At 36.7% G+C, this 16,641-nt stretch carries 13 protein-coding genes; 11 read left to right on the forward strand and 2 right to left on the reverse strand.

All coding sequences use genetic code 11. The annotated features are described in order from the left end of the window. Positions 1–74: 74 nt before the first annotated feature. Positions 75–911 (reverse strand): N-acetylmuramic acid 6-phosphate etherase, encoded by an 837-nt coding sequence (gene murQ, locus JCM15579_RS13685; RefSeq protein ID WP_054721020.1) that lies wholly within the window; start codon positions 909–911, stop codon positions 75–77. 10 nt (positions 912–921) lie between these two features. Further along, entirely contained in the window at positions 922–1,752 is an 831-nt protein-coding gene (locus tag JCM15579_RS13690) for a hypothetical protein (RefSeq protein ID WP_054721021.1), read from the reverse strand. A gap of 271 nt (positions 1,753–2,023) precedes the next feature. Here JCM15579_RS13690 and nagB point away from each other — a divergent pair, with 271 nt between their 5' ends. The 11 genes from nagB (at position 2,024) to JCM15579_RS13740 (ending at position 16,554) form a co-directional block, all read left to right on the forward strand. Continuing rightward, the gene (nagB, locus tag JCM15579_RS13695; RefSeq protein ID WP_245625902.1) at positions 2,024–3,370 is read left to right on the forward strand and encodes a glucosamine-6-phosphate deaminase; all 1,347 of its coding nucleotides are present in this window, start codon (positions 2,024–2,026) and stop codon (positions 3,368–3,370) included. Then, entirely contained in the window at positions 3,367–4,005 is a 639-nt protein-coding gene (locus JCM15579_RS21540; protein WP_245625903.1) for a PIG-L family deacetylase, read from the forward strand. Before nagB ends, JCM15579_RS21540 begins: the two co-directional genes overlap by 4 nt. Before the next feature lie 82 nt (positions 4,006–4,087). Beyond that, the gene (locus JCM15579_RS13700; protein WP_083464689.1) at positions 4,088–7,201 is read left to right on the forward strand and encodes a golvesin C-terminal-like domain-containing protein; all 3,114 of its coding nucleotides are present in this window, start codon (positions 4,088–4,090) and stop codon (positions 7,199–7,201) included. Between the two features lie 29 nt (positions 7,202–7,230). After that, positions 7,231–8,685: a glycosyltransferase family 2 protein gene (locus JCM15579_RS13705; RefSeq protein WP_054721022.1), complete on the forward strand. Its 1,455-nt coding sequence runs from the start codon at positions 7,231–7,233 to the stop codon at positions 8,683–8,685. A gap of 95 nt (positions 8,686–8,780) precedes the next feature. After that, on the forward strand, positions 8,781–9,662 hold the full coding sequence (locus JCM15579_RS13710; RefSeq protein ID WP_054721023.1) for an N-acetylmuramoyl-L-alanine amidase-like domain-containing protein: 882 nt from the start codon (positions 8,781–8,783) through the stop codon (positions 9,660–9,662). Positions 9,663–9,682: 20 nt separating this feature from the next. After that, on the forward strand, positions 9,683–10,669 hold the full coding sequence (locus JCM15579_RS13715) for a DUF4922 domain-containing protein (RefSeq protein ID WP_054721024.1): 987 nt from the start codon (positions 9,683–9,685) through the stop codon (positions 10,667–10,669). A 162-nt stretch (positions 10,670–10,831) separates the two neighbouring features. After that, positions 10,832–11,743 carry a GNAT family N-acetyltransferase gene (locus JCM15579_RS13720; RefSeq protein WP_054721025.1) on the forward strand — a complete coding sequence of 304 codons (912 nt, stop codon included), beginning with the start codon at positions 10,832–10,834 and terminating at the stop codon, positions 11,741–11,743. Positions 11,744–11,859: 116 nt separating this feature from the next. Further along, positions 11,860–13,182 carry a SpoIID/LytB domain-containing protein gene (locus JCM15579_RS13725; RefSeq protein ID WP_054721026.1) on the forward strand — a complete coding sequence of 441 codons (1,323 nt, stop codon included), beginning with the start codon at positions 11,860–11,862 and terminating at the stop codon, positions 13,180–13,182. 342 nt (positions 13,183–13,524) lie between these two features. After that, complete coding sequence (locus JCM15579_RS13730) at positions 13,525–14,829, forward strand: AmpG family muropeptide MFS transporter (RefSeq protein ID WP_054721027.1); 1,305 nt, start codon at positions 13,525–13,527, stop codon at positions 14,827–14,829. An 87-nt stretch (positions 14,830–14,916) separates the two neighbouring features. Beyond that, complete coding sequence (locus tag JCM15579_RS13735) at positions 14,917–15,441, forward strand: GDSL-type esterase/lipase family protein (protein WP_054721028.1); 525 nt, start codon at positions 14,917–14,919, stop codon at positions 15,439–15,441. A 30-nt stretch (positions 15,442–15,471) separates the two neighbouring features. After that, positions 15,472–16,554: an acyltransferase family protein gene (locus JCM15579_RS13740; protein ID WP_245625904.1), complete on the forward strand. Its 1,083-nt coding sequence runs from the start codon at positions 15,472–15,474 to the stop codon at positions 16,552–16,554. The last annotated feature ends 87 nt before the right edge of the window (positions 16,555–16,641 follow it).

Consider the following 16,641-nt stretch of genomic DNA (forward strand, 5'->3'; position numbering starts at 1 on the left):
TGGGTAAATGAAAAGCGGAGTTTGAAAATAATTTTTCAGACTCCGCTTTTCGTATTTATGTGTGTGGTACTTATTTAAGATTTCTTATAAGCTTCAATTGCTTTCTTTACAGAACCATGTTCAAGTAATAAACTTTTGGAGGTTTCTTTATCAAGTTTTAATTCTTCCATAATCATTAAGGTCCCTCTTTCAACTAACTTTTTATTGGTCAGTTGCATGTTTACCATTTTGTTTCCTTTTACTCTTCCTAGTTTAATCATTAGACTAGTTGTGATCATGTTCAGGATCATTTTTTGAGCAGTTCCGGCTTTCAGTCTTGTGCTTCCTGTTACGAATTCTGGACCTACAACGGCTTCAATAACAATTTCAGCTTCTTTTGATACTGGAGAATCAGGATTACAAGTAATGCAAGCAGTAAGTAATCCATTTTCTTTAGCCTTCTTAACACCACCAATAACATATGGAGTTGTTCCAGATGCTGCAATCCCTAAAACTGAATCATTTTCATTGATATCGTAATCTTGCAGTTCTTGCCATGCTTTTTCAGGATCATCTTCTGCAGACTCAACGGCGCTTCTTAATGCTTTTTCTCCTCCAGCAATTAAACCAATCACAATATTAGCAGGTACACCAAATGTTGGAGGCAGTTCAGAAGCATCAAGAACACCAAGTCTACCACTTGTTCCCGCACCAAGGTAAAATAATCGTCCGCCTGATTTGATTCTGTCAATCAATAGACTTACAAATTTTTCTATTGCAGGAATGGCTTTGTTAACAGCTAGGTGTATTTGTCCATCTTCCTGATTAATTCCATACAATAATTCACTTACCGACATTTTCTCCAGGTTGGAAAAGTTTGAAGGTGCTTCTGTTATTTTGTTGTTGGTTTTCTTATTTGGTGTGTTATTCATGATTTAAATTTTATTCTGCAATATGGAATTCAATCAATCCTTCAAGCGGACTTTTGATGATTTTTCCAGTCTCTAAGTTTAATTTTTCGGCCACTTTATTTAATTCCTTCTTAAAATAGTATGCGATGCTACCAATAAAATGAATTGGAAGGCTTGAATGGCCATCATATTGTTTGATGTTTCGTTCAAAGAACTTAGTAAACTCTTCCTGAAGCAGGTTTGATACATATGGATGTTCAATATTCTCAGAAAGGAAAACTGTAAACTGTGCCAAAAATCGACTTGGTGCTTCTTCTCTGTAAACCTTATTAATGATATAAGCATATTCCAGGTCATGTTTTTTATAAAAAGAAGTAGTAATGTCTTCAGGAGCTACACCTTTTAATATGTCTGCAATAAGTCTTTTTCCCAGCACTGCACCACTTCCTTCATCTCCCAGAATATATCCTAAAGGATGAACATTGTGAGTGATGTCCTTACCATCATATAAGCATGAATTTGATCCTGTACCTATAATGCACGCAATTCCTTTTTCTCTTCCACATACCGATCTTGCAGCGGCAAGTACATCGCTATGAATTTCGCAAGATGCAGAAGGAAATACTTCCAACAATGCATCTTTCACCTTTTGTTTTGTTTCGTCAGTCGCACAACCAGCACCATAAAAAAAGATTTGCTCAACTGAATGAAAATTTTCAAGTGATTTGATATTATCAATAATCGAACTGATGTCTTGGTGAAAAGGATTTATTCCCAAAGTCTGTTGTTGCTTTTGAATTTTGTCCTCTTTTAAAAGAACCCAGTCTGTTTTTGTTGATCCGCTTTCGGCAATTAAAATCATATCCGTTTTTATTTTTATAACATGTATGATGAGTGTTGCAGAAAAATAAAATTACAAATTAATGAAGAGTTTGAGACAGCTTTTGTAATCCTTTTCAGGAATTGATTACTATGAAAACCCTGTATTAAAAGGAACTTCATTTTCATGATACAAATATAGAAAAATAAATTCCATTGAAAAAGTATTATATAACATGTAATACCAATTTTGGATTTTTTGAATTTCTGTTCTATTTTTGATGCGAAAGTAATTTAAATCAGGAGTTAGCAATATGGAAAATCAAATACTACAATTTAGAGGAGAGCTGGATGAAGCTAAGTTGTATTACCAGCCATCGGATGAGTTCGATAAAACGGTAAAAACAAGATATGAGAAAATGCCTGCTGATATTTTTGCTACGGCGGAAAAGGGTGCAAAATGGGTAGCTCATGAAATCGCAAATTTAATTAAGGCAAAGGCAGAGAATAATGATTCTTGTGTTCTTGGTTTAGCTACTGGAGCAACACCATTAGGAGTATATGCTGAATTAGTGCGTATGCACAAAGAGGAAGGTTTGTCGTTTAAAAATGTAATTACATTTAATCTTGATGAATATTATCCAATGAATAATAAGAGCGCACAGAGCTATAATTATTATATGGATGATGTTCTTTTCAATCATATAGATATCCCTCGGGAGCAAATCAATGTTCCTGATGGGGAAGTGAGCAAAGAAGGAATTTTTAATTACTGTTCTGAATACGAAGCAAAGATTGATTCTTTTGGAGGACTTGATATGCAAATATTAGGGATTGGTAGAACAGGACATATTGGTTTTAATGAGCCAGGTTCACAATTGGATTCCAAGACTCGTTTAATTATGCTTGATGCTTTAACCAGACGTGATGCTGCAAAAGATTTTAACGGATTAAATAAGGTGCCTAAAGCTGCAATTACTATGGGAGTTGGTACCATATTTAAAGCAAAGCGTGTGATTCTGATGGCTTGGGGAGAAGGTAAAGCTCCTATTGTAAAAAAAGCATTAGAGGAAGGCCAGAGTGATTCTGTTCCTGCTAGTTATTTGCAACGTCATAATGATGTGCAATTTGTGCTAGATGTGCCTGCAGCTAATGAACTAACAAGAGTGAAACAGCCATGGTTGGTAGGGAGTGTAGAATGGGATCGTTATTGGATTCGTAAAGCTGTGGTTTGGCTTTGTAATAAATTGGAAAAACCAGTTTTAAAGTTGACCAATAGAGATTATAATGATAATGGATTAAGTGAACTTCTTGCTTGGTATGGATCGGCTTATGAAGTAAATATTAAAGTTTTTAACGATTTACAGCATACGATTACTGGCTGGCCTGGAGGTAAGCCAAATGCTGACGACTCGAATCGTCCGGAAAGAGCTGAGCCAGGACAAAAGAAAGTATTGGTGTTTAGTCCGCATCCTGATGACGATGTAATTTCAATGGGGGGAACCCTTAAGAGATTGGTTGATCAAAGTCATGAAGTACATGTTGCTTATCAAACATCGGGTAATATTGCGGTGGCTGATGATGAGGCAATTCGATACTTATCATTTGTGAAAAGTTTTGCACAAACGCATGATACCAATGAAGCAATTTGCCAAGTGTGATTGAAGATATTCGCAAGTTTTTATTGGAGAATAAATCTCCGGGCGAGATGGATACTGTTGAAGTTCGCAGAATGAAATCTTTGATTCGAAGAGGTGAAGCAAAAGCTGCTTGTCGTTTTGTTGGTCTTCGTTCTAAAAATCTTCACTTCCTTGATATGCCTTTTTATGAAACAGGTAAGGTGAAGAAAAATCCTTTGGGAAAAGAAGATGTTCGAATTATTGTGAATTTGCTGAGAAAGGTTAAACCACATCAGATTTTTGCGGCAGGAGATTGGTCTGATCCACATGGAACTCACAGGGTTTGTTGGGAAGGAATTTACCAGGCACTTCAGATTGTAAAAGATGAAGAGTGGATGGATAATTGCTATGTATGGCTATATCGAGGAGCTTGGCAAGAGTGGGATTTGGATGAAATTCAAATGGCAGTGCCGATTAGTCCGGAAGAATTGCAACACAAGCGAAATGCAATTTTGCGTCATCAATCGCAGATGGAAAGTGCTCCATATATGGGTAACGATTCAAGATTGTTTTGGCAAAGATCGGAAGCCAGAAACCGAGCAACGGCCAATTTGTTTAATAAATTAGGCTTGGCAGAATATGAAGCAATCGAAGCTTTTGTCAGGTTTATTGTTTAGATTTATCATTACATTTTATTGGGCAGGAGAAGTTCTGCCCAATCATACATAGATTGATAATATTGCATTGAATTTTAGGAATATGAGTTCTATATCAAACAGACTTACAAAGTCGAATATCCTTATACTATTTACTTTTTTACTGATTGGTTTTTCGGTTCAGGCGGCTGAGAAATCCGATCGTTTGAATAAGAAAGCTGAGAAGGCTGCCTTAGAATTTTTAAAACAGGCTTCGGATGAGTTTGTATATCGTTTTAAGCTGGACAGTTTACACGTGAATTCTGGTAAAAAAGAAATTACAGTATATGTGAATTCTACTTTTTCCTATATTCCTTTCAGACCCAATACGGTAAAGCAATATCATGATGAGTTAAAGGAAATTCTTGGTCGTAAGTTCAAGAAATACGATGTTCGTATCGAAAGTATGGGAATGGAAATAGAGGAATTGGTTCCTAATTACTACAGAGATGAATTATTTCCCTTGGCAAAAGATCGTTTGTCTGTTGAAAGTGATCATGTGAAGCCTTTGGTTCGAAAACTTGGTAATGATATCTATTCAAATGGATTAGAAAATAAGCATATTGCCTTATGGCATTCACATGGATGGTATTACGAGAATACTTTGGATCGTTGGGAGTGGCAAAGAGCCAGAGTGTATACTACCGTTGAAGATATGTGGACCATGGAGTTTGTGGTTCCTTATATAGCACCTATGTTGGAAAATGCTGGTGCAAACGTTTTGTTTCCAAGAGAACGTGATGTTCAAACCCATGAAGTAATTGTGGATGCTGACTGGTGCTCGATTCTGTCGGATTATAAAGAATCCGGAAATTGGGAAACCAATTCTCAACCTGGTTTTACCAACAAGTATCCGTTTTATGCTGAAGGTGAAAATCCATTCGAAATGGGAAGTAGTTTGCAAACTGAGGCCTTTTCATCTGAGACTGCAAGAGTGGAATACACTCCATATATTCCTGAAAAAGGAGAATATGCTGTTTACGTATCTTATTCATTTGATGATGATAATGTAAGTGATGCTCATTATTCAGTTTATCATGCCGGAGGCAAAACAGATTTTCTTGTGAATCAGAGTATGGGGGGTAATACCTGGATTTATCTGGGAACTTTCTTGTTTGACCAGGGAAAAAATCCGGAAAGCGCTAAAGTAGTACTTACCAATGAAAGTAAGGAAGAAGGAAACTGGGTTTCTGCTGATGCTGTTCGTTTTGGGGGAGGAATGGGAAATATTGCCAGAGGTAAGGTAGACGAATTGAATGAATTGGTTCAGGAAAGAAACGATCTAGGCTTTGCAATGGATTCAGCCAAGTGGCAAAGATATACTAGTAATCGTCCGAGATACCACGAAGCTGCCCGTTATTATCTGCAATATGCTGGTATGCCAGATTCAATTGTTTATAGTATCAACAAGAATTATAAAGCAGATTATAGCAACAGAGGAAAGGATGCAGCAAAGTTTCAAAAGCGAGAAAGTGGGAAGACCGATTACAAGGATGATTATATGAGTCGTGGTGAATGGGTAGACTATTTAATTGGTGCACCTAATGGACCAACGAAGCATGTAAATGCAAAAGGTCTTGGAATTCCTGTTGATATGGCTTTGGGCTTTCATACCGATGCTGGGTTTACACCGAATGATTCCATTATTGGGACTTTAGCAATCTATAATACTACTCGTGATAATACGGATAAATTTGTAAATGGACAGTCGAAATGGGCTAGTAGAGATTTAACAGACATTGTGCAAACTCAGGTGGTTGAAGATATCAGAAAATTGTTCGAGCCAAAATGGACAAGAAGAGGAATGTGGAACAAGCAATATTCAGAAGCTTATCGACCTAAGGTTCCTACCATGTTGTCGGAAATGCTTTCGCACCACAACTTTGCTGATATGTACCAGGGAATGGATCCGAAATTTAAATTTCACATTAGCCGTGCATATTATAAGGGAGTGTTGAGATTTTTGGCTTCGCAGGAAGGAAAAAAATATGTAGTACAACCTTTGCCTGTTGATCATTTTAGAATTGATGAAAACGAAAATGGAATCAGACTGAGCTGGAAAGCTGTTGCCGATCCGTTGGAAGAAAGTGCAGTGGCAAAAAAATATAAGGTTTACACCAGATTGAATGATGGTGGATTTGACAATGGTGTACTGGTTGAAAAAGAGGAATTGCTAGTTAAAAATTTAGGTTCAGAAAATATCTACAGTTTTAAGATAACAGCTTTGAACGAGGGTGGTGAAAGTTTTCCATCCGAGATTTTATCTTATCGCAAATCTAAAAATGGTGAAAAGCCTGTTTTGATTGTAAATGGTTTCGACAGAATCGCTTCGCCACAAGGGTTTGATGATGGTAAATATGCTGGTTTCAACAGTGCTATGGATGAAGGAGTTGCTTATAAAAGAAACATTGCCTATGTAGGTGATCAGTACGATTTCGATAGAAAATCACCATGGTTAGATGATGATGCTTCGGGACATGGTTCAAGTTATGCTGATCAGGAAGAAAAGATCATTGCTGGGAATAGTTTTGATTACCCTTATGTACATGGCGAAGCTATTAAATCTGCCGGATATGGCTTTGTATCCATGAGTGATGAGTCTTTTGAAAATGGAAACTGGGAAGCTTCAGATTACAAGGCGTTGGATCTCATTTTTGGAGAAGAAAAAACCACCAAAAGATTATACGGAAAAGAGAATAAGGATTTTACGATTTATACTCCGGATATGGTGAAGGCAATCAGAAAATACATTCAATTAAAAGATGCAAAACTGATTCTTTCGGGAGCATACTTGGGGACGGATGTTGTAGAATGTGGCGATACATTGATCAAAGATTTTACGGAAAAGGAACTGCATTTCTTGTTCAGAACCAATTATGCAAGTAAATCTGGTGCCATATCTCATCCCAATGAAGTAAAAGCAAATTTTACAGGAAATTATCAATTCGAAACAGGATTGAATGAACAGATATACAAAGTAGAAGCTCCGGATGCCATAGAGCCTTTGGGTAAGAATGCAAAAGTGTTTCTACGATATACAAACAATACCAAAAGTGCTGGTGTTGTTTACGATGGAGACTATCAGTCAATCATTTTGGGTTTCCCTTTTGAAACACTTAAAACAAAGGAAGATCGTAATGATTTGATGAAGAAGATTTTTCGATTTTTTAATAAATAAGAAAATAACAAAAGCCTAATTATAAAAGAATGAGCGCAAAAATTACATGTTTTCTGCCTTTTGGAACAAAAGAAGAAACAACAATTACTGTAAGTGAGTTAAGAAAATCAGAATTGGTATCTAATATTTTCATTGTTGGAAACAATGCTGAAGAAGTTGAAGGTGCGGAAGTTTTGAATTGTGATGCCTTGACAAATGGAAAAACCATTCAGCTAATTGCTGAGAAATCAGATTCAGAATATATTTTGCTTTATACTAAAACCAGTGCATTGACATTGGGACAATTGGCTATTGAGCGTTTTTATCAAGTAGCAACTGATACCAATAGCGGTTTGGTGTATTCAAATCATCGTGCAATTAAAGAAGGTAAAGTAGAAAATCTACCCGTTATCGATTATCAGGAAGGTAGCTTGAGAGATGATTTCAACTTTGGTTCAGTTCTTTTTTATGATGCCAAAATGTTTAAGTATGCAGTAGAAGATGTGGATGCTAAATATGAACATGCAGGTTTGTATGCATTGCGTTTGGCTGTTGCTGCTCGTTCTGAATTCATGAGAATTCCAGAAGTGTTGTACACAGAGGAAGAGATGGATACTAGAAAATCAGGAGAAAAGATATTCGACTACGTTGATCCTAAAAACCGTGCTGTACAAGTTGAAATGGAAGAAGCATGTACTGAGCATTTGAAGAGAATTGGTGCTTATTTGGAGCCTAAATTTAAGGATGTAGCTTTTGATGAAGGAGACTTTAAAGTAGAGGCTTCTGTTGTAATTCCGGTTCGCGATCGTGTTAAAACAATTGAAGATGCAATCAAATCAGTTCTTTCTCAAAAGGCAAATGTTGATTTCAACTTGATTATTGTTGATAACTACTCAACAGATGGAACAACAGAAATTATTGCGAAATATGCAGAACAAGATGAGAGATTGATACATATTATCCCAGAGAGAAAAGACCTGGGAATTGGAGGATGTTGGAACGAGGCAGTAAATCATGAGGCTTGTGGTAAGTTTGCCATTCAGTTAGATAGTGATGATTTGTATGCTGATGAAACAACAGTACAGCAGGTTGTGGATGCATTTTACAGAGAAAATTGTGCAATGGTTGTTGGAACCTACCAAATGGTGAACTTCAAGTTGGAAGAAATTCCTCCGGGAATTATTGATCACAGAGAATGGACTCCTGAGAATGGCAGAAATAATGCACTTCGTATTAACGGCTTGGGTGCACCGCGTGCTTTCTACACTCCAGTTCTTCGTAAAAATCCAATTCCAAATGTGAACTATGGTGAAGATTATGCACTTGGTTTGGCAATCTCTCGTAACTATCAAATTGGTAGAATTTATAATCCGATTTACCTATGTCGTCGTTGGGAAGATAACTCAGATGCATCATTGGATATCGAGAAAATGAACGCACACAATACCTATAAAGATAGAGTTCGTACAATTGAACTAAAAGCCAGAAAACTATTGGCGAAATAAAAAAATGTATGCTTGGCTGGGAATCAGGGGAGTATTCTCCTGGTTCCTTATAAGCAGATTGAATTTCGGAATATTTATCCGCAAAAGTTAGACTTATGAAATTATTGAGTTTGCAATTGTTAATCCTTTTATTTGCCCTTGTGGCTTGCAAAGGAAAAGCTGTTCAGCAAAATGAAGACAGTAAAGTAGTTCAGTTTACAGATACTCTTGATCAGTCGATTTTTAATTCGATCAAGGATTTGGCAAGAGAAAATTCCTTTTCTCAGCTCGAAAATGCCGATCGAATACTGGAGGTAGGAAAATTGTTTTTGCAAACTCCTTATGTTGGGGGAACTCTGGAAGCTGATGGTGATGAAAAATTGGTGGTAAACTTAAGAGAGCTGGATTGCTCCACTTATCTTGAAAATGTAGTTGTGCTTTCATCAATTTCTAAGCAAAATAAATTTTCCGAAAATGATTTTCTGAAAAAGCTAAAAGAACTGCGTTATCGAAAAGGAGAAATTAAGGATTATACCTCCCGATTACACTACTTTTCTGATTGGATTTATGAGAATGAGCAGAAAGGGATTGTAAAGAATGTTACTTCAGAAATTGGTGGAGTAGAATACAAGAAAGAAATCAATTTCATGAGTAATCATGTTGATTCATATTCGGCACTAAAAGCAGACTCTTCATTGATTGTATCGATTCAAAATACGGAAAATGCAATCAATGGGCGAGATTTGTTCTATATCCCAGAGGATAGTGTTCAGAATGTGGAGGATAAGATTCATAACGGAGATTTAATTGCCATAACTACAAAAATAAAGGGCTTGGATATTTCGCATGTTGGCATTGCTATTCATGTAAATGATAGATTGCACTTAATGCATGCATCCAGCTTGGCAAAAGAAGTTGTGATCTCAGATATTCCATTAGCCGATATGTTAAAGGAAAATAAATTGCAATCGGGAATAATGGTTGCCAGAGTACAATAAATAATAGTTTGTTCAGAGAAATGGATGTACACAGCATAGATAAGATTGAAGATCTACTGAAAGAGAAATCTTCAGTTGAAATACTAAGTGATTTTTTAAATCAACAAGTTAGAGATTGGCCTCTTGCCAATGGGAATTTTAAAGGATTGGAAAAAGTAGAGGAAAAAGAATTTGGTTTTGATGGATTTAAAATGAAAGTTCAATTTAATCCGGAAAGAATTCGGTCTTCTGCAGCTAAAGTTGACAAGAAGAGTATTGAAAATCGTGCTTGTTTCTTGTGTTTGGATAAATTACCGGCAGAACAGGGAGGAATTGCTCAAGGCAAAGAGTATGTTGTTTTGGTGAATCCATTCCCAATTATTCCTCAGCATTTTACTATTCCAAAAGTTGATCATGTAGATCAATCCTTCATGGATAATCTGGAAGGAATGTTGTCTTTGGTGAAGGATATGCAAGGGTATACACTATTCTACAACGGACCTAAATGTGGAGCTTCGGCACCAGATCACATGCATTTCCAGGGAGGAAACAAAGGCTTTATGCCAGTTGAGGAAGAGTATTTTGCATTAAAAGATAAGGCTGATTTGCTTGTGAAATCAGAAGAGATAGAAGTTCGTGCATTCAATCATTATTTAAGAAAGATGATTAGTGTTGAGACTACTAGTGTTGAAGAATTGATAGCTGTTGTAAGTAAATTTTACAATGCATTTGCATCAATGCAAGCAGAAGAAAAAGAGCCAATGTTGAATGTGATTTGTTCATATGTTGATGGAAAATACATCATGCATTTGTTCCCAAGAAAATTACATCGCCCAACTCAATATTTTGCAGAAGGGGATGATCAGATATTGATTAGTCCTGCATCTGTTGATTTTGGAGGTGTTTTTATTACTCCAAGAAGAGAGGACTTTGAGAAAATTACGGCTGAGGATATAGAAGATATTTTCAATCAGGTTTGTGTTGATGAGGATGTTTTCTCATTGCTTTGCGAAAAAATAAAAGCTTAGTCAGAGTTAATAATCTGAGGGGATCACTCCACGTGAGGCTCTCAGTAATAAGAGAATATTGGTAATCCGACTTTGAGTCGGAATACCAAACTTTAAAAACAATCTACCCTAAAGTCCCTCGCCTTTAGTAGAAGGATACAGGGCGAGTTATTAAAGAAAACTATGAATTACACCATTCGCCAATATCAGGATTCCGATTTTGAACAGGTATTACCATTGTGTCAGGAAAGCTATCATCTGGATGTGATTAGTGAGGATTTGCTAAAGGAGAAAATCTACGAGGATCCGTTTTATGAGCAAGAATTAGTTTGGATTGCATGCGATCAGGATAAAATTGTTGGATTCCTGATGGGAACTTGTCGAATGGATATTCGAGGAGTGAACTATGGCTATGTAAAAATGATGGCTGTAGATAATGCATACAGAAGAAATCGAATTGCAAGATCGATGTATGAGTTATTGGAATCTGAACTGAAACAGAGAAAAGTGGGGGTAATGCGTTTGGGCGATGTGCCAATGAATTATTTCATGCCGGGTATCGATCCAAAATATACGCCAGCTCTTTGTTTCGCCATCCGAATGGGATTCCATAGATTCATGGATACCTCAAATCTTTTGGTAGATCTGGATAATAGAGATTGGAATGATCTCAAAAAGATAGAAGCTCTAAAGGCGGATAAAATTGAAGTTTGTCGAGCTACACCAGAAGACAAGCAAGAGCTAATGGATTTTGTTGAAGAAGAATGGAAGTTGTGGCAATATGAATTGGAAATGGCTTACAAAACTGAACCAATCGGTATTCATATCGCAAAGCTAAATGGTAAGATTCGTGCTTTTTCGGCGCATTCAGCAAATAATAAAGGCTTGCCTTGGTTTGGTCCAATGGGTACACATCCCGATTTAAGAGGAAAAGGAATGGGAAGAGTATTATTGTATCATTGTTTGGAAGATTTGAAAAACTTAGGGTATAAAACAGCAATCATTCCTTGGGTTGGCCCAATTGATTTCTATTCGCATCATACCGGTGCTGTTGTAGAAAGAATATTTTGGAGATACGAGAAAAAATTGAACTAAAAACAAAGATGCCTCAAAAGTTCCTCTCCCCGAGGAGAGGAACTTAGGGTGAGGTTATAAGAACATATTGGTACCCTTACTTAGAGTGAGAGTAGCAAGTTTAACACCTAAACATTATGGAACCACAATTACGAGTTGGAATCATGTACGAAAAGGAAATTTCCTTTCAATTGAATGGAGCCTACGTACTACAGCAAAATGGAAAAGAATACACTGGAAAACAACAGGCAAAATATATTGATGGCAAAATCTCTTTCGATGGAATCATTGAGGAAGAATTAATTTTCAATCCTAAAGAGTATGATGCAAGTAACTTTGATTTGTTTGGAGTTACCATCGGAATTAAATTTCACTGGGAGCGTAAGGAAGATCAGAGATTCAAAGGAAGTTTGCATTTTATTTGTGAGGATGAAAAACTAACTGCAATCAATGTGTTATCACTTGAGGATTATTTGGTAAGTGTGATTTCTTCAGAGATGAGTGCGACCAGTAGTTTTGAGCTGTTAAAGGCGCATGCGGTTATTTCCCGTTCATGGCTAATGGCTCAGGTTATAAAGGGAGAAGAGTTACAGAATTCGGACACTCAATATCAGAGTATTGTAGAAACAGAAGACTCTTTTGTTCGTTGGTATGACAGAGAAGACCATGTAAACTTTGATGTTTGTGCGGACGACCATTGTCAGCGTTACCAGGGAATGACAAAGCAATCGACTCCATTGGTGGTGGATGCAATTAATGAAACGCGTGGTCTTGTATTGACCAGTGAAGGAAAAATTTGTGATGCACGATTCTCAAAATGTTGTGGAGGTGTAGCAGAAACCTTTGAGAATGTTTGGGAACCTGAAAACCACAAATACCTGCAGGCTGTAATCGATAATCCTCAAGCTCCAAAGGGATATGATATGGATTTGACCAAGGAGGAAGCTGCAGATAAATTTATTCGTACTTCACCAGAAGCATTCTGTAATACTACCGATAAGGAAATTTTATCTCAGGTACTGAATGATTACGATCAGGAAACCATGGATTTCTACCGCTGGAAAGTTGAATATACCCAAGAGGAAATTGCTGAACTGATTGAAAGAAAAACAGGAAAAGAATTTGGTCAGATTTTAGATTTGATTCCAGGCGAACGTGGAGAATCAGGTAGATTAATCACCTTAAAAATTGTGGGTAGCAAGCGTACATTAACTATCGGAAAAGAATTGGAAATCCGCAAAGTGCTTTCAGAATCGCATCTTTACAGTTCAGAATTTGTGGTAGACAAGCTAGATGTAGTTAATGAAGTACCTTCGAAATTTGTATTGATTGGAGCAGGCTGGGGACATGGTGTAGGACTTTGTCAGATTGGTGCTGCTGTAATGGGTACAAAAGGATATAAACACGATGAAATTTTGCTTCACTATTTTAGAGGGGCCGAATTAGAGAAAAGATATTAATTGCTTATTTGAGATTCTCACTCTAAGTGAGAATCTCAAATAAAAAATATTGATACCCTCACTTGAAGTGAGAGCACCAAAACTAAACATCAAAAATCCCTCGCCTTTAGGAGAGGGATTTAAGGTGAGGTAAAAGAAACATATTGGCGCCCTTTCTAAGAGATAGGATCAAAATTTGAATCTAGGTTTCTAGATGAATGTTTCCCTAAAAGGGAAACTGTCGACAGACTAAAGGGTGAAGGAGGATAAGATATTAAAAGCACCCCTCTCCCTGTCGGGATCTCCCCTAAAAGGGAGAATATAAAATTGAAAGTTATTAGTCAGATTGAAAAATTATAAATAATGTCTAAAACAAAATCAAAAACTCGCTCGCCTTGGGCATGGATTCCATCCTTGTATTTTGCTGAGGGACTTCCATATGTGGTAGTGATGACAGTTGCTGTAATCATGTACAAACGATTGGGAATTTCGAATACCGATATTGCTTTGTACACATCATGGTTGTATTTGCCATGGGTAATCAAACCATTTTGGAGTCCATTGGTTGATATTCTGAAAAGCAAGCGTTGGTGGATTGTGACCATGCAATTGTTTATTGGAGCAGGATTGGCTGGAGTAGCCTTTACCGTTCCAACATCATTGTTTTTTCAATCTACACTGGCATTTTTCTGGTTGTTGGCATTTAGTTCAGCTACTCACGATATTGCTGCTGATGGTTTTTACATGTATGGGATCGATGATAGTCAACAGGCTTATTTTATAGGTATACGAAGTACTTTTTATCGATTGGCTATGATTGTTGGACAAGGTGCATTGGTTTTCCTTGCCGGGATTTTTGAAACAACAGATCTATTCGGAAAGGGAGAAGATATTCCCATGGCATGGTCCATGATTTTTGTGATTTTGGCAGTCTTGTTTCTATTGTTCACATTCTATCACAAATTCGCATTACCATATCCAAAGGAAGATGAAGATAAAGATGTGAAAAGCTTTTCTGATGTGATACAAGAGTTTGGAGAAACGATAGTTGGTTTCTTTGTGAAAAAAGACATTTGGGTGATTTTGGGAGTATTGTTAACCTATCGATTGGGTGAATCACAATTGGTAAAAATGGCTTCACCTTTCTTATTAGATGGAAGAGAAGTTGGAGGTTTAGGATTATCAACCAGTGATGTTGGGATTGTATATGGAACCATTGGCGTTTTGTTCTTAACCATAGGAGGAATTCTTGGAGGATATGCAGCTTCGAGAAAAGGCTTGAAATATTGGTTGTGGCCAATGGTAATTGCCATTAACCTTCCAAATTTAGTATATGTGTACCTGTCTTATGCATTGCCTGAATCATTTGTTCTGGTTTGTGCTTCGGTTGCAGTAGAACAGTTTGGTTACGGATTTGGATTCACTGCTTACATGTTGTATCAAATTTATGTGTCTGAAGGAAAACACAAAACTGCTCACTTTGCATTTTGTACAGCATTTATGGCATTTGGAATGATGGTGCCAGGAATGGTTTCTGGATGGATTCAGGAAATGATAGGTTATCAACATTTCTTTATTTGGGTAATTATTTGTACCATTCCAAGTTTCATTATGGTGAAATTGATTAAGATTGACCCTCAATTTGGGATTAAGAAAAATAGAAATTAAATAGAAAGAGCGTTAAACAATAGTCAGATTGTTAACGCTCTTTTTTGTCTATATGTCATCGTTTAAAAAGAAACTAATATTAAGATCATGAAAATCACATTTCTTGGAGATAGTCTTACATGTGCTGGAAGATGGGATGATTTCTTTCCCAATCATGACGTTTATAATCATGGTGTTCCTGGTGAGAAATCTAATGAGATTTTATTGCGTCTGCCTGGAGTGCTGGATGAGAAACCTGATGTTTTATTTGTGATGATGGGCATTAATGATTTGGGAGATGGTATCGAAACAACATTAATTATTGAGAACTATTCGAAATTGATTGAACAAGTTCGAAAAGCTGCCAATATTAAGATGGTTGTGCAGTCTGTCTTACCTGTAAACTTTCATTTGTTTTCTGCAGATGCATTCGATTCGGAAAAAATCAGAGATATTAACAAGTTGTTGAAAAGTCTGTGCGAAGAAGAAAATATCACATTTGTCGATTTATATTCTTCTTTTTCTACTTATTCCAATGAGTTGATGAAAGAATACACTTACGACGGACTTCATTTGAATGATGCAGGATACCGGGTTTGGAAAAACTGCTTGCAATCTGAAGATTTAATTTAATATTATGGAAAAATCACAAAGATTAATGCTTTGGATGCCTTTCGGGGATTAACCATTGCTGCAATGATTACAGTAAACACTCCAGGTAGTTGGAGTCACGTGTATGCACCACTCTTACACTCTAAGTGGCATGGTTGCACACCAACAGATTTGGTATTTCCTTTTTTCCTGTTCGCAGTAGGTGTGGCAATGTTCTTTGCATTCGGAAAATTTAATCATAAACTAAATGCCGATGCAGGGAAAAAGATTCTGAAAAGAACAGTAATCATTTTTGGAATCGGATTGTTACTAAATGCATTCCCTTTTTATCATTTAAAGTTAGAGAATTTAAGAATAATGGGAGTTCTGCAACGCATTGCGCTTGCCTATGGCTTGGGAAGTTTGTTGTGTCTTGCTCTAAGTAAAACCAGATTGCTGATTGTTTCAGGCGCAATGCTTTTTGCTTATTGGGGATTGGTTTATTTCCTTGGAGGTAATCATCCTTATAGTCTGGAAGGAAATCCAACAATGGCTTTTGATGCTGCAATTTTAGGTGAAAGTCATTTGTATAAAGGATTTGGTCTTCCTTTCGACCCGGAAGGATTGTTTAGTACACTTCCTGCAATTGTAACTGTTGTATTGGGATATCTTACGGGTAGTTTAATTTCTTCTTCAGAGAGAAAAATGATTGTTCCTAGATTACTAATCTTTGGTGCATTGGGAGTGATTGCAGGTTTGATTTGGAATATTGGATTTCCTATTAACAAACCAATCTGGTCAAGTTCTTATGTGCTGTATACAGCAGGATTGGCTCAATTGGTAATGGCTGTAATGATTTTCTTTATCGATATACTGGATTATAAGAAATGGGCTCATCCATTTCTGGTTTTCGGAATGAATCCACTGTTTATCTTTGTGTTATCTGTTGTTTGGGTAAAAGTGATAATTTATTTGGTTCATTTCTCTGATACTGGCGGAAAATCGATAACGGGATATGCTTGGCTGTATCAAAATGCATTTGTATCCTGGGCAGGACCATTAAATGGATCTTTATTTTTTGCACTTTCTCATATCATAGTGTACTGGCTGATTGTGTTGTACCTGTATCGAAAACGTATTTTTATTAAGATATAAAAAGAAAGCTTCGGAATTCCGAAGCTTTCTTTTTTGCTTATAGTTAATGAGAAGTTCGTTTAAAGCTTAATGTTGAAGTGAACCAAA

The sequence above is a fragment of the Marinifilum fragile JCM 15579 genome (genome assembly GCF_001310955.1).
Classification (GTDB): Bacteria; Bacteroidota; Bacteroidia; order Bacteroidales; family Marinifilaceae; genus Marinifilum; species Marinifilum fragile.

What these genes read in the sequence shown, in the direction of transcription:
- JCM15579_RS13735 (WP_054721028.1), top strand. Translation starts at nt 14,917, where the DNA reads ATGAAAATCACATTTCTTGGAGATAGTCTTACATGTGCTGGAAGATGG.
- JCM15579_RS13700 (WP_083464689.1), top strand. Translation starts at nt 4,088, where the DNA reads ATGAGTTCTATATCAAACAGACTTACAAAGTCGAATATCCTTATACTA.
- JCM15579_RS13705 (WP_054721022.1), top strand. Translation starts at nt 7,231, where the DNA reads ATGAGCGCAAAAATTACATGTTTTCTGCCTTTTGGAACAAAAGAAGAA.
- murQ (WP_054721020.1), bottom strand. Translation starts at nt 911, where the DNA reads ATGAATAACACACCAAATAAGAAAACCAACAACAAAATAACAGAAGCA.
- JCM15579_RS13710 (WP_054721023.1), top strand. Translation starts at nt 8,781, where the DNA reads ATGAAATTATTGAGTTTGCAATTGTTAATCCTTTTATTTGCCCTTGTG.
- JCM15579_RS13715 (WP_054721024.1), top strand. Translation starts at nt 9,683, where the DNA reads ATGGATGTACACAGCATAGATAAGATTGAAGATCTACTGAAAGAGAAA.
- JCM15579_RS13725 (WP_054721026.1), top strand. Translation starts at nt 11,860, where the DNA reads ATGGAACCACAATTACGAGTTGGAATCATGTACGAAAAGGAAATTTCC.
- JCM15579_RS13690 (WP_054721021.1), bottom strand. Translation starts at nt 1,752, where the DNA reads ATGATTTTAATTGCCGAAAGCGGATCAACAAAAACAGACTGGGTTCTT.
- nagB (WP_245625902.1), top strand. Translation starts at nt 2,024, where the DNA reads ATGGAAAATCAAATACTACAATTTAGAGGAGAGCTGGATGAAGCTAAG.
- JCM15579_RS13720 (WP_054721025.1), top strand. Translation starts at nt 10,832, where the DNA reads ATGAATTACACCATTCGCCAATATCAGGATTCCGATTTTGAACAGGTA.
- JCM15579_RS13730 (WP_054721027.1), top strand. Translation starts at nt 13,525, where the DNA reads ATGTCTAAAACAAAATCAAAAACTCGCTCGCCTTGGGCATGGATTCCA.